The organism is Sphingobacteriales bacterium (genome assembly GCA_016706405.1).
Taxonomy (GTDB): Bacteria; Bacteroidota; Bacteroidia; order Chitinophagales; family UBA2359; genus BJ6.
The window spans coordinates 65592-80395 of record JADJJT010000002.1; the positions used below are offsets into that span (position 1 = coordinate 65592).

Below are 14804 nucleotides of genomic sequence, written 5' to 3' on the forward strand. Positions count from 1 at the left end.
TTACGTTATTGTATTTTCATTTTCAAAAAAAAACTTGTGTAAATTTGCTCTATGAAACAAGTATCGGTTGTGGTCAAATTTTTAAGAGATGCATTAGTAAATTTTAGATGCGTTTTTACGTGTTTTTTCCTGCTTATTTCCGGATATGGTTCTTATTTTACCTATGCGTATAACCAATATCCAATACCAAATACCTATTTTTTGCCTAATCCACAAAGTGGTATTTGCGTAAACAATATGGCTGTTTATAGCTGTGCGCCCCAGTACAATGCGGATAGCCAGCAAGAAGAACAACAACATCATCAAGATTATTATTTTAATTATAACAATTATATTAACGTGTCTGACTGCCAGCTTTTAGAGGTATATTGGCTTAACGATAATAACCAACCTTATATCCACTGGGCCCTTGGCATGGACGGGCAACCTGTTGTGTATTATTATTCTTACTATCCGGATGGCTATTTACAATACCTTACCGCTTACAATCAATATGGGCAATGGCTAATGGAGTGGGGGTATCAATACGTTGTGCAACAAAATGCTTCTTCGGCACCTCAACTTAGCAGCATGTACCATAATATTGGCAATATTTTAGTTAGCTGTACCCAATACACCTACTTCAGACAGTCGGCTAATTACAACAAACCACAAATAGCCACTATACAAACCACTAATAGCCAAAACCCACAGCAAATTAATACCGAAACTTTTGTGTATAGCCATAATGGAGGCCGCGCTACCGCTACACTTACCAACCAAGATGGGCAACTACTAAACCGACAAGAAATTACTTACAACAAGCAAGGCAAAATAATCCGGAAAACCGGCACTACCGGCCCAATACAAACCTACACCTACACCCCATTCGACAGCTTACAACAAAAATTATTGCGCTCTTCGTTCCGCGGCGATACCCTTTACCACGAATTGCACACTTATAATAAGGCACAAGTAGTAACTAATAGCAGCCAATTAAAAACCAATCCTGCCGGATATAATTATAAGAACAAAGGGCTGCCACCTGCTAACTACGAAAAAAATTTTTACCACTACTATTACGATGGTTTTGGCTTGATACGCATGTTGTGGCCCGAGTTAAATGAGGCGCAAAATCAGCCTCCGGCTTTAATATATACCTGGACTTTGCGCTGAAATACTTTGTTTATAATATACAATCGTTAAGCGCACTAAGCGCACAAATTCTAAAAATTTAAAATAACAACCGTATTTGCTGGCCATTATTTTTTTGTTCGTTTTGAACTTGCTGTTGTTGGCTTAAATAGAGGTTAATTATTTTGGGAAAAGCATACTGACTTAGCTCATTATTAGGCATCTTTAGCCAATCGGCGGGCAGCAAATGCGTTTGAGGGTGCAGGGGCAACTCGTAAAAGCAGGCAAATACCGTTTGATGTGTTAGTTGTTGCCTAAAAATTGGCGATACCTGCCGAACTAACTGCAAAAAATTGTTTGGCAACCACTCCGGATGAAATTGGGTATGGCCTGTAAAACTTGTAAAATCATGTAATTGCCGCGTTTCAACCACCGGAAACTGCCATAAATCTTGCCAAATATCTTTACCTGTTCGTTTGTGTATAAGGGTTTGATCGTCATATTGCATGACAAAATAATGAAAAAACCTATCAGTACGTTGTATTTTTTTGGCTTTAACTGGCAGCCTGTTCACTTGGTTAGTTAAAAAGGCTTGGCAATGCGTTTGCAAAGGGCAGTTGTTGCAATTAGGATTTAAAGGCACACATTGCAGCGCACCAAAATCCATAATAGCTTGGTTAAAATGTGCAGGCGGCGCACCTTCTAATAAAATTTGGGCTGCCTGCGCAAATTGTTTTTTGCCCACTGTACTGTCAATGGGGGTTTCTATGCCCAAATAGCGCGCTAATACCCGGTAAACATTGCCATCAACAACAGCGTGGGGCAAATTATAAGCAAACGAGGCAATAGCTGCGGCGGTATAAGCACCTATCCCTTTTAATGCCAGCAGGCCATCATAAGTATCCGGAAAAACTCCTTGCAACTCGTTGGCAATAATACGCGCGGTTTGCAGTAAATTTCGTGCCCTTGAATAATAACCCAATCCCTCCCAAAGCCGCATTACTGCATCGGTGGGCATATTGGCCAAGTGGGTTAGGGTGGGGCAGGCTTCAATAAAACGCAAATAATATGGTAAGCCCTGCTCAACGCGGGTTTGTTGCAAAATTACCTCCGACAACCATATTAAATAGGGTCGGTTGTGTTTTTCCAAGGCAGGTTGCGTTTGTTTTGCGCCCACCATTGCAGTAAATCGGCAGTAAACCTATGCACAAAAAATAAAATAAAATTTTTATGGTTTATTTATCTTGATTTTAACCGTTTTAAAATCAATGTTAAAGATGGTTAGTTTTCAGTTGCCAATTGGGCAAGCTTACAAAAAAAATACAGTTAATTAATTAATTTTGCGCAAACAAGAAACAAGAAATAAAAAAAAATTATTCAAAAACTTTAATTAATAACACAAAGATACAGCTTATAGAGCCAATTTGAGACCTTAACTAATTTATTAGAAGGTGTATGAAATTCGTTAAACGCGAAAGGAGATGCTGCCCATCTGAACGTATTTAAACAATTTCCGGAAAAATAAGTATTGATAAAACACTTGAATCAAAATAGCACTTTCCGGATAAAACATAATCATTGTATTTAGCTTTTAAATTATAATACTTTATGGCCATTATTAATACCGACCTGTTTGAGCTAATAAAAGCCTTAGAACCTGCCGAAAAAGCTTATTTTAAACGATATGCCTACAAACAGCAAAGCAGCCAAACAACAAACCTTGATGCAAATTCAAAACAAAATCCTTATTTGCAACTTTTTGACGCTATTGATAAACAAACTGCCTACGATGAAGCAAAATTGCTGACAAAATTTGCCAAACAAAATTTTGCCAAACAATTCTCGGTGGCAAAAAATTATTTATATAATCTTATTTTAGACTGTCTTTGCGAGTACGACTCTAATCGCAGCAATTATACAAAAACGATAACCTTGTTTTTACAAGCCAATGCCTTAGAACGCCGCGAACTAAGTAAACACGCTGTAAAAAAGCTCGACAATGCCCGGAAAGCCGCACTCGAAAGCGATTTGCAACCCTTTGCCGCTCAAATATCATATGATGCTTACAAACAAACACCTGTTACACAAATTGACGAGCGGACGGAGTTAATAACAGCAGCCCGTTTAAATGCTTTGCAATTTGCCGAAGAAATGACCTTAAACGACCTTAACAACGAAATTTTCCGGATGCAGGCAGAAACAGGTCTGCACCTTCGCAACGAAGAAATGACAGCGCGCTTATCAACTATATTAAATCATCCTTTATTAAGCGCACCGCCAACCAATCTTAGTTTTGGCGCGCAATTGCTTTATCACCAAATTTATATGCAGGCATATTATATGCAGCAGCAACACCAGTTGGTATATCAACATGCCAGGCAGCGACTCGACTTGTTTTTAAACGATGCCAACAAGCAAAAACAACGCCCTACCGATTATTTTGTTAGTTTAGACTCGGTACTGATTTCATTACTATCAGACGGCAGCCAACTGGCCGAGTTTGATGTATTAATTGAGCAATTTCATAATTTACAGCAGCAGCATGCCGAAGTTCCTTTTCCCAAAAAACTGCAACGCTTAGCTTTTTCGAGGTATTACCAGTTTAGATTGGTGCGTTACGTCAATACCTACGAAATGGACAAGGCCCTGCCTTATGCCGCCGAGGTAATTTCGCGGTTAAATGAGTATAATTTTCAGCCTTCTATGGCTATTTTGTTTAGATTTAATGCTGCCTGTGTGTTTTTTTACAATGGCAAATACCCCGAAGCGCTTGATGCCGTCCTCGAAATAATTAACGACAAACAAGCCGAACAAGAAGCCGCCGACAATTATGCTTTTGCCAAAATTCTATTTTTACTTATTCATTTTGAGCTGGGCAACGACCTGCTGCTCGAAAATGCCGCCCGCTCGACTTACCGCTTTTTGCAAGGACGGCAGCGATTATTTAAAACCGAAGGACTTATTCTTAAATTTATCCGGAAAGCAATTGACCAACCCGATTTTAAACCAACTACTCCTTTGTATAAAGAACTGCATGACGAACTTAAAGCACTCCTCCAGGCCGAACCATCTGAACAAAGAGCCCTTACTTATTTTGAATTTATGTACTATTTAGAAAGCAAGATACAAGGTGTGCCGCTACCCCGTTATTTCGAACAACTTAGAAATCAGTTAGGTCAACAAAAAAACTAAACGCACCAAACCAAATGGGTACAAACAAATAAAACAAGAAAAAAAGCCACACTTAACAACAATTAGGTGTGGCTTTTCAAATTTTATCGGAGCAAGGTTAAATTCCCTTTAAGTATTTGCTCGCTGCCGTTTATGTTGTTGAAATAGTTAGCATAATAAACATATACACCGGCCGGTGCTTGGTTGCCGTTGGGCAATTGGCCGTTCCAGCCTTGTATAGGTTCGTTGGGCGTTGATGTAAATACTAACTGCCCCCAGCGATTATAAACTTGCCAGGTTAATTTAATCTCCGGATGATTGATTTTAGGCGCAAACACATCGCTCAAACCATCGTTATTTGGGCTAAACGCCGATGGAAACATTATTTTTATTGCTTGTTCAACGCTTACCAAAACAGTATCAGCACTTATACAGCCATTGGCGTTTGTTGCTGTAACAATATAGGTAGTAGTTTCGGTGGGTTGCACAATTGGTGCCTGGCAATTAGGGTCGCAAATTAGGGGCTCGCCGTTTGCTGTCCAGGTAAATACTGGCGTGTCGGCAAGTGGGGTGTTTACGGTAGTGGTGGTTAAAAGTACTTGTGCAGGCGGTATTATAGTAGTGTCGGCAATGGTTTGTACGGTTAAGGAAGATAAGGTGATATTTTTTTCAAAGAATGTTGTGCAGTCGGCTTGAGTTAAAATTAGGGTAACGGTAATTTGTCCGGAGCTATTTGCCCATTCCTCGTCCGGAATAGTTAATAAAAATGGTCCTTCGCCTTCTAAGGTTTGCCCCCACGAAGTTTGCCAACTAAAAATACTGCCCGGAGGAGCATAACCCGAAAAGTTAATTTGCAACTCTTCGCCGGGGCATAAGGCGTCGGGGGTTGTAAAACTGGCGTTCAGGGGCGAGTCTTTAAGTTCAACAAATAGGGTGTCTGAGGCAGTGCAACCTTGCTTGTCGGTTACTGTTACGGCATAAAATCCTGTTTGCGCTACCACCAAATTTGGCTCTGTGCTGCCATCGCTCCAAAGATATTGCTCGTATAAACCGGGGGTTACTATGGTAAAGTTCTTTAGGCCACACAACGAGGTGTCGGGGCCAAGATCGTAGGTTTGCGGTTGGTAGGTTAAGGTTATGCTTTTGCTATCGCTGCACCCTTGTTGGTTGGTAACTTTTAGGGTGTAAACAGTGGTTTGGTTAACAGTTGCAGTTGGGTTGGCAATATTGGGGTTGCTTAACCCAGTAGCTGGCGACCACTCGTAATAATAGTTTGATACGCCGGGGTTGCCCAACAACATACTAAACGGCAAACTGCAAAAATTAGTATCCGGAGGTAAGTTTATAGCTGGCGGTGCCTCTACATAAACGGTAATCGTATCGGAGGCCGAGCAGTTGTTTGGGAAAGTAGCAGTTACTACGTATTGCGTAGTGGTATCGGGGGTAGCTATTGGATTTGGAATGGTGGGGTCGTTTAAGCCCGTTGCAGGCGACCAAAGATAGTCGGCACTTTCTATGCTTGCCCACAGTTGAGCCGATTGTCCTTGGCAAATAGCTATGGCATCGCCGGTTTCAATATCTACTTTGTTTACAAACACGCGCACCGAGTCTAAATGGGCGCAATACTCGCAATTAAAAATGGCCACATAATAAGTAGTGGTGCTGTCGGGGCTGGCAGTTGGGTTGGGGCAGTCGGTACAGGTTAGCCCATCTGTTGGCCACCAGCGGTAGTGCATACCGCCACTTGCGCCAATATCAATGGTTTGACCTTGGCAAATGGCTACATTTTTCTTATCTACCTTGCCTTCGGCTTTTGTTAAGTGGAGTTCCAATTTAGGGCGCTTTGCCGGACTTGGGTGGTCGCTTGAGGCAAATGACCACGAGCGGTAAGTTTCTTCGGTTTGCAGCCTAAATAAAAAGCCATAGCCATCATCCGGATTATTAACTATGTCGGTAACCAAGGGCAACACATCCATATCTAACAAGTCTTGTGTTCCGTTTAGTTTTGCAATACTATATTGGTTGGTGGTGGTAGTAGGGGGTTGGTTATTCCACGTAACAGTGTATTCGTTCCAAGGGTCAATAACACGCTGAAGCCATGCTTCGTTTTCTCCGGCATGTTTGGTGTTTTGTGCTAACTCGGGGTAATACAAACTCAAATAGGCAGCTTTTAAATTGTCATCTAAACATACTAAGCCAAGGTCAAATTCAATTAACGAGCGCATAGTTCCGGGAATACCGCTCCATGTCCACGTCATAGCATAATTAAATGCCGCTTGACTATTGTTTACATTCAGTTGGTCTTGCCTGCTAAAAATATAGGCATCTTTACCTTTTACTGTTCCGGGTTGTAATACGTATTTGCAGTAATCTATATCATCAACTATAATTGATTTGGTAATTGTGTCCGAGCCGCAGCCGTTCGAGGCTACCAAAGTTACGTCATAGGTTCCGGATGTTTTATATTCGTAAACCGGATTTTCGATGGTATCGGTGGCGCCGTCGCCAAACCACCATTGATAGGTTTCGGCTTGATACGATTGGTTTAAAAAGTGAAAAGTAAATTGGTTTTGCACAATGGCAAACTCGGCAGATGGTTTTTGACAGGCAGTACAAAGCGAGTCGGTTGGGGTTAGTGGGGCATTATTTTGAACAATTTTGTCGGTACGATTGGCAAAGGCCGCAGGCGAGGCACTGGCGCTTAAATTTGTTTTATTTATACTAATAGTTTCAACGTTTGGAGATACTTCTGTGTATAAACATTCGGGGGTTATTGAGTCGTTTAGTTTAAGTAACAACAAATCGGTATCGTCCGTACCAAGGTTGGTTTGCCGCACTAACAAAGCCATTCCACAGTCGCCGGTAGCTGCTAAGTCATAAGTTTCTTCCGAGCCTTCTTTGCCGTAAATCTTAGCGGTTAATAAATTACCGTCTTCGTCAACGGTGGCAAAAAACACATCCGGAAGGCCATTATTGTAGCTTTGTGAGTTTCCGGATACAAAATAATTGCCATCGCAGGTTTTGCGAATACGGGTAAACGCTTCGCTATCTATTCCGCCATAAGTTTTAGCCCAAACTACGTCGCCATTGGTTTCGTTTATTTTTATTAGTAGCCCGTCGGTTTTGCCCGCGCCGTCGCTGTCGGTGCTACCTGCCAAAATAAACCCGCCGTTGGTAGCTGGAATAATATCGTTCAAATGCTCGTTTTCGGTATTGCCATACCCCCGCGACCAGTTTACTTTTCCTTGGCTGTCAACGTTTAACAAATAAATATCGTAGGTATTACCTGTTGTTTGAAAACCGCCACACACCAAATAACTGCCATCGGGCAGGGCAAGCAGCCTGCGCACATATTCGTTGTTTTGCATGTCGTAGGTTTGCATCCAAAGGGTGTTGCCGTTTTCGTCTAACTCGGTAGTAAATAAAGAGTAAACGCTATAGATGCCGGCACCCAAAAAATGCCCGTTTGGCAAAGGTATAATTTCGCCAAAATAGTCTGAAATGTCTTGTCCAAAGACGCGCTTCCAAAGCATATCGCCATTGGCGTTGGTACGCAATATCAAATTGTCGGCCCAGCCATCGGGGTTGTACGCTGTGTTAACGCCCCAAGCAAAATAGCCATCGTCATTTGGCATCGGAATTACGCCCGTTAAAATATCTTCTTTTACATCGCCGTAAGCGGTAGCCCACTCCATTGTGCCAAAGTTATCGGTTTTCACTATTAAGGCATCGTAATTACCCGCGCCAAAACTATAGGTAGTGCCTACGGTTACAAACCCGCAATCGGCGGTGGGGTATATAGCGTGGCCATAGTCGGCAAAATTACCACCGTAGGTTCTAGCAAAGGCAGTTGGCAGGGCACAACCGCCCTCAACAATTACGGTAGCACTACCACTTACAGTTCCTGTTGGGCAGTTGGCAGTACTTACAGATACTAAACTGTAGGTAGTGGTAGCTACGGGACTTACATTTAAAATTAAAGGATTTGTTTCGATATTGGTTAAGTCAAAATTAGTAGTACCATCAGTATAGGTTAAATTCCATGGTTTAGGACCTGTTAAATCAACACTTATAACAGCATTGTTGCCTAAATTTATGGTTGTCCCACCGTACATTGAAGCGGTTGGTGGCCCTATATGAATAATTTTTTCAAGCGTGTCGCAACCTAAATCATTACAGGATATTAGTTGTACAGCAAAGTCGCCATCGGTATTCCAAATAACTTGGGGGTTTTGCGTTGTGTCGGTAGCGGGCAGGCCATTGGTAAAAGTCCACTGCCCCAGTTGGGGTTGTGTATAGTTTTATCGGTAAACTGTATGGGCGTATTATTGCAGGTGGAGATGGGATTTGCCTCAAAATTGACGATAGGAGTAGTTATTAAACAAGCCGTAGCCAAATAGGCATCAATAAGGCCTGAACCTAATTTTCCGGAATAATCCGGATTGTTAATTGCATCAATATTAATTGCAGTTGTCAACAAACAGTTTTCGACATCATCGGGGGTTAAATCGTTATCGAAGCCCACTAATAAGGCGGCTAAACCTGCAACTAAGGGGCAAGCCATTGATGTGCCGTTGTTAAACCCATACGAAGTGAGGCTGCCTGCTAACGAGCTGTAAATATTTACACCCGGCGCCATTATATCTATACAAGTGCCATAATTTGAAAAATCGGCTTTTTGGTTGCCTTCATTAGTTGCCCCTACACTTATTATATGGTTGTAGCACGATGGGTAGCGAGGGTCGGTTGTGTTATCGTTTCCGGCGGCGGCAATTAAAATAATCCCTGCGTTATGGGCAAGGGTAAACATGTCTTGATAGGTTTGCGAGTACAACGACCCACCCCACGACATGCTAATAATATTTGCATTTGCTGCTATGGCGTAGGCAACCCCTTCGTAGGGGCTTTCAATAGCGGGCGGAAAAGGGGAGTTATTGGCTTTGCATTTTATGGGCAATATACGGGTATTAAATCCTAAGGAGGCAATGCCTGTATTATTATCAGTACTTGCGGCTGCTATACCCGCACAATGAGTGCCGTGTGTAAAATAAGTGTCGGTTGCAGATGCGGGCGGGTTGGGGTTATTGTCTTGGTCGGCGGCATCCCATCCATTTACGTCGTCAATATAGCCGTTGTTGTCGTCATCTATATTATTATTGGGTATTTCGTTTGGGTTTGTATAGATATTGTCTATCAAGTCGGTATGGTTTAGCAAAACGGCATCGTCCACTATGGCTAAAATAGTTGTGGTGCTACCCTTGCTAATATCCCATGCTTGTTGGGCGTTTACTTGTGGCAAATGCCATTGTTGCGGCAGTTCGGGGTCGTTAGGGGTGTAGTAAAGTTGGTAGTTAGGTACGCGCTCGGCGTAGGCCACAAACATCAGTTTTTCAAGTTCGTGTATAAGTTTGGGTACTTGCGAGTCGGGGCTTATTTGAATTAGCCACACGTTAGCCATTTGAGGGAGGGCAGCAAATGGCTGTGTAATTTTTACTTCGTCGAACCGTTTTTTTAGATTTTTGAAGTATTGATTGGCCATTTTTAAAGTGGCTTTTTCACTTTTTTGTGCTTTTTGAGCACTTATTTTTACAAAAATTTTTCCGGATTGATGGGGTAAATTTCTTTCCGGAATTACATTGTAATGACAATAATTTTCTTCGGAACAAGGGTCTTTGCGTGCATTTTCCGGAGAACAAAAGTTTTTTTCAGTTTTAACAGAAACAAAAGGCTCATCAAAGCATGGCCACGTGTAATTCATTGCCATCAACAGTTGTGTTTGGCATAAATAGAAAATTACGAGTAAATTTTTGTACATAGATTCTGTTTTTTACTTGTTAAAAGGCGGCTAATAACCGATGAGCCAACTACCCAGCTATTGAACGGTTTAAAAACTTCAAAAGTAACTATGTTTGAAAGAAAAAACAGAAAAAAAAGAGAAAAATGCCAATTTTTGACTAATTAATTCTTTTTTTCAGCTATTCACATGTGCCAAAATGCCTGTTAAGCAATTTAAATGAGTTATAGTTGTATCATAATTAGGCCTATTTTTATTGCAATAGGCATAAAAAAACCCCCGTAGAATTCGGAAGGAATTAACTACAGAGGTAAACTAATTATGAAAATAAGAAAAGCGCCCTAGCCTATAAAAATTAATTTGTAATGGTAGCCAAAAAAGTATTAAAAACAACTTAATTACTATTACAAACGCAAAGATATAGTTTGTTTTATTTTTTTACAAAAAAATGACAAAGTTTTTTGATTTTTTAAACATATTTTTTTTAAACATTCTATTTTTCTATATTTATACCTTGAAAAAACGAGTCAGCTAATTTTTTTTGCTCGGCAGTTGGGTTTGCCATTGGCCTAACTATGTTTTTTTCTTTTACGCGCGTAACAGTTGGATTGCCGCTTAGTTCAACATCTTGCCCGTTGCGTTCTACTGTAATACTTAATTGTTTCATTTCGGCGCTTATAAATAAACTTTGTAATAATACCATGGCATTTTCAAAACTTAGTTCTTGGCCGTTAATTTTTTTAAGAGCATCTTTTTCTTGGATACCCAGTGGATTTTCGCCTACGTTTACAAACATTAGTTTTCCTTCGCCAAATCCTATCGAAAAATCGCCGTAGCCGGCCTTTTCAACTTCGGCTTCGGCTAAATATTCCCACCCAATAGCGGGCAATATACCCGAAAAATCAATTGGTTGATTGCCAATTACATATTTTTCAAAATAGGTACGCACTTCTGGATAAGTCATTTTCACAATTTCGTCAATTAGTTTGTCGTCTTCAAATGGTTTTTTAGGCCCATATTTTTTAGCTAACTGCAGCATTACTTCGCGCCAACCTTTTTTGCCCTTGCTTTTTTGCATAATCAATACATCGAGGCCAAAGCCAATTAGTGCTCCTTTTTGGTAAACATTTAAATAATCGTCTTGTAAATTTTTGTCTAAAATAGCTGCGCTCATTTTGGTAAACGATATGGGGTCAAATTTTTCGGCTAGCAGCATTTTTTCGCGCATATTTTTCATAAAATCTTCGGGAGTGGTAATGCCGCCGCGCACCAATACCAATTGTGCAAAATACTCGGTTGTGCCTTCATACATCCATAAATGTTTCGACATTTTGGGGTTGCGGAAATCAAAGTCGCCAATTTCGTAACTGTGCAGGTTTAGCGGTGTTAAGATGTGCATAAATTCGTGGGCGCAAACTTCGTTTACCATTCCGGTTAGGTGGTCGCCTTGCATTTCGGGCAAATAATAAAACGAACTGTACGAGTGTTCTAAAGCGCCAAAGCCACTCATGGTGCCTGGGTCTTGATTAACCATTTGGTTGCTTCCGGCAAAATAAAATATAAAATTGTAGTTATCAACGGGCAGTTTGCCGCCAAAAAATTTACCTAAAGCCTCTCCCATTGGTTTAATTAGGTTTGCCAGCCAAGCCGCATCAACCAAGCCATTTGGCGAGTAGGCCGATATTTGCACCGCCATATTGCCTACTTTAAAATTAGCGGTATCGGGTTTGCAATACATAAACGGGCTGTCGGCAAGGCGCATATAACTGTCGGCATACAATATGTCTTGGGTAGTATTTACTTGTTTTTTCTTTAGCGGCGAGCTGCCGTACATTTCGGCGGGCTTGTTGATGGTAATTTCGAAAGGGCGCGTTTTTAAGCCATCGAAATACCCAAAGAGACAGTGGCTGTTAAGGGCGTAGTTTTTTCCGGATTCAATATTGCTGCCTCCGGGCTGAAAAACAAAAGGCTTATTGTTTGGAGCATCCCAGGTGTCGTTTACGTAATATTCAATTTTAGCTAAATTTTTTGCTTTTTTAATATAGAATAAATTATCGCCATCGCGTTTTACGGGTAGTTCTTTGCCATTTTTGTCAAAAGCTTTAAAGTTTTCGACGTAGCGGCCAAAATCGTATTTCGAGTAGGTGCCCGGCACTACCGAAGGCAGCATATAAAGTGCTTTACGCGTTTCAATTTTGGGCGTTTTTAGGGTTACTTTAATTTGGTCGTTTTGCACATTAATCAAATCAATGGCAAACTGATATTTATTTTGGGCATGTATTAGAAACGAGCTAATACAAATAAAAACTAAAACTTTAACGGATTTAAACAACATGTTATAATGAATATAAAAAATAGATATTTTATTAATGAAAAATTTGCACAAAGTTACGGTATTTAAATACCCTAATTAATTGACAAAAGGTTAAAATGGGTTAAAACAAAATTCTTTGCCCAAATAGTGTTTTTCCGGAACAATAAGTATTGTATCCGGAAATAAAAATTGCCCATAATTAGGGCAAAATCTAATGAATAAAGGTAGGTAAATTACTCTTTGTTTAAGGTGTCAATAATAATGGTTACGGGGCCGTCGTTTACCGAAGCTACTTGCATATTGGCCCCAAAACTGCCTGTTTGCACCTTTTTACCTAATAGCTCACTAAGGGCTTGGCAAAATTGCTCGTAAATAGCATTGGCTATATTGGGCTGGGCTGCGCGTATAAACGAGGGTCGGTTGCCTTTTTTTGTGCTTGCGTGCAGGGTAAATTGGCTTACTACAAGTACGTCTGCATTAGGTAATTCGTCTATTATTGAGCGGTTCATTTTGCCGTCATCGTCTGAAAAAATACGCAAATTGACTATTTTTTGCGTTAGCCATATTATATCCGGAAGAATTGGTTGCTGCTGTACTGTGTTTAGATTTAGAAATGGATAGCTATTTGCATCGGCTTGTTCAATACCCAATAAAATTAAAAATCCGGAATTTATTTGGGCGTACAAACTGCCATCAATGGTAACAGATGCACTACTAACTCGCTGAATAACAGCCCGCATAAGAACAAAATGGATTTATCTTAATAAATAACAAACTCAAATAATATAATCTCGTTAAACCTAAAAAAATAATTGATTGAATAAGTAGTAGATGTCAATACGCCAAATAGTTTTTAAGCAGCAAAGTCTATTTGTTTTTGTAATTCAAGCACATCGTCCTGAAAAGTTTTGTCAATATCCATTAGGTTTAAAACTGACTGGCAGGCATGGATAACGGTAGTATGGTCGCGCCCGCCAAAATGCTGCCCAATCATTTTTAAAGAGAGGTCGGTAAATTTTTTAGCCAAATACATAGATATTTGCCGCGCTTGTACCACCTCGCGTTTGCGGGTTTTAGCTTTTAGGGTATCGACCGGAAGCCTAAAATAGTCGCTTACTAATTTTTGTATCTCCTCAATAGATATTTGGTGCGAAACATTATTAATAAAATCGCGTATAATAGTTTTGGCTAATTGCAAATCAATGTCGCGGCGTTGCAGCGTTGAGTGCGCTAATAAAGATATTAAAGCACCTTCTAATTCGCGCACATTGGTATTAATATTGTGGGCAACGTATTCAATTACGTTTCGCGGCATTTCAATACAATCGGCAGCCATTTTCGACTCTAAAATTGCGATGCGTGTTTCAAAGTCGGGTACTTTCATGTCGGCGGTTAAGCCCCATTTAAACCTCGATAATAGGCGCTCTTCTATTCCTTTTAGGTCGCGCGGGGGCACATCACTGGTTAGTACTATTTGTTTGTTTAATTGGTGCAAATGGTTAAACGTATGAAAAAAAATATCTTGGGTGCGTTCTTTGTTGGCAAATTGGTATATATCTTCAACAATTAACACATCAACAGCTTGGTGGTAGTTAATAAAATCTTGTACCGAGTTGTTTTTTGCCGCTTCAATAAAATGGTTGGTAAACTTTTCAGCCGAAACATACAATACGGTTTTATTGGGGTAAAGGACCTTAACCATATTGCCCAAAGCATGTACCAAATGGGTTTTGCCTATGCCTGTTGGCCCGTACAATACTAAGGGGTTAAACGAGGTGCCGCCGGGTTTTTGCGCCACTGCCAAAGCTGCCGACCGTGCTAACTGGTTGCATTGCCCTTCAATAAAATTGTCAAAAGTAAATTTTGGTATTAATTGCGAGTCAAACGGCAACATAGGGCTTATGCCCGGAAAAGCAAAAGGGTTTTGGTACGGTATATTTGGCTTGCCGTTTTGCCTGTCATTAAAGGGGTGCTTGCCATTAGTGCCCCCTGGGTTTTGCTGCGGTTGATTTTTATTGAAATTAGGAGGGCTAACAACGCCTTTAGTCATCATATTTAGCGACTGTTTATTGTCTCTGTCTATTACTACCTGATACATTAATTGAGCCTCGGTGCCTAACTCTTTGCGAAGGGCGGTATGAATTTCGGCCACAAAGGTCTCTTCCAAATATTCGTAAAAATACGAACTTGGTACCTGAATGGTTAAAATAGTGTTTTCAAGTGCTACCGGTTTAATAGGTAAAAACCAGGTATTGAAACTTCGCTCGTTGTTAATTAAATTACGTATTGTATGGAGGCAATTACCCCATACGGTCTGACAGGATAGCAACATAGCCTAACCGTTTAATATAGAAATGCTACTTATAAAATAAAAGCAGCGCAACAAAAATTATGAATAGTACCAGAAAATAA

At 40.5% G+C, this 14804-nt stretch carries 7 protein-coding genes and 1 pseudogene; 2 read left to right on the plus strand and 6 right to left on the minus strand.

Going from position 1 to position 14804, the window contains the following annotated elements:
• Window positions 1-51: 51 nt before the first annotated feature.
• Window positions 52-1155, plus strand: coding sequence for a hypothetical protein (locus IPI59_06720; protein ID MBK7527234.1), 1104 nt, complete (start codon window positions 52-54; stop codon window positions 1153-1155).
• 58 nt (window positions 1156-1213) lie between these two features.
• On the opposite strand, the pseudogene mutY reads toward IPI59_06720, so the two are convergent.
• Window positions 1214-2322, minus strand: a pseudogene (gene mutY, locus IPI59_06725) (A/G-specific adenine glycosylase).
• 399 nt (window positions 2323-2721) lie between these two features.
• On the opposite strand from mutY, the gene IPI59_06730 reads away from it, so the two are divergent.
• The gene (locus tag IPI59_06730; GenBank protein MBK7527235.1) at window positions 2722-4305 is read left to right on the plus strand and encodes a hypothetical protein; all 1584 of its coding nucleotides are present in this window, start codon (window positions 2722-2724) and stop codon (window positions 4303-4305) included.
• Window positions 4306-4388: 83 nt separating this feature from the next.
• Here the strand turns inward: IPI59_06730 and IPI59_06735 are convergent, their stop codons facing one another.
• From IPI59_06735 to dnaA, 5 genes are all read right to left on the minus strand, one after another.
• Window positions 4389-8399: a DNRLRE domain-containing protein gene (locus tag IPI59_06735; protein MBK7527236.1), complete on the minus strand. Its 4011-nt coding sequence runs from the start codon at window positions 8397-8399 to the stop codon at window positions 4389-4391.
• 68 nt (window positions 8400-8467) lie between these two features.
• Window positions 8468-10099 carry a S8 family serine peptidase gene (locus IPI59_06740; GenBank protein MBK7527237.1) on the minus strand — a complete coding sequence of 544 codons (1632 nt, stop codon included), beginning with the start codon at window positions 10097-10099 and terminating at the stop codon, window positions 8468-8470.
• A 472-nt stretch (window positions 10100-10571) separates the two neighbouring features.
• Window positions 10572-12413, minus strand: a complete 1842-nt coding sequence (locus tag IPI59_06745; GenBank protein ID MBK7527238.1) for a peptidase M61 — start codon at window positions 12411-12413, stop codon at window positions 10572-10574.
• Between the two features lie 212 nt (window positions 12414-12625).
• A complete protein-coding gene (locus tag IPI59_06750; GenBank protein ID MBK7527239.1) occupies window positions 12626-13132 on the minus strand; it encodes a D-tyrosyl-tRNA(Tyr) deacylase in 507 nt (168 codons plus the stop codon).
• Window positions 13133-13245: 113 nt separating this feature from the next.
• Complete coding sequence (gene dnaA, locus IPI59_06755) at window positions 13246-14724, minus strand: chromosomal replication initiator protein DnaA (GenBank protein MBK7527240.1); 1479 nt, start codon at window positions 14722-14724, stop codon at window positions 13246-13248.
• Window positions 14725-14804: the final 80 nt, after the last annotated feature.

Bases quoted from the DNA above. Each gene is read 5' to 3' on its own strand.
- IPI59_06735 (MBK7527236.1), bottom strand. From the start codon at position 8,399: ATGTACGGTGGGACAACCATAAATTTAGGCAACAATGCTGTTATAAGT.
- IPI59_06750 (MBK7527239.1), bottom strand. From the start codon at position 13,132: ATGCGGGCTGTTATTCAGCGAGTTAGTAGTGCATCTGTTACCATTGAT.
- IPI59_06745 (MBK7527238.1), bottom strand. From the start codon at position 12,413: ATGTTGTTTAAATCCGTTAAAGTTTTAGTTTTTATTTGTATTAGCTCG.
- IPI59_06740 (MBK7527237.1), bottom strand. From the start codon at position 10,099: ATGTACAAAAATTTACTCGTAATTTTCTATTTATGCCAAACACAACTG.
- dnaA (MBK7527240.1), bottom strand. From the start codon at position 14,724: ATGTTGCTATCCTGTCAGACCGTATGGGGTAATTGCCTCCATACAATA.
- IPI59_06720 (MBK7527234.1), top strand. From the start codon at position 52: ATGAAACAAGTATCGGTTGTGGTCAAATTTTTAAGAGATGCATTAGTA.
- IPI59_06730 (MBK7527235.1), top strand. From the start codon at position 2,722: ATGGCCATTATTAATACCGACCTGTTTGAGCTAATAAAAGCCTTAGAA.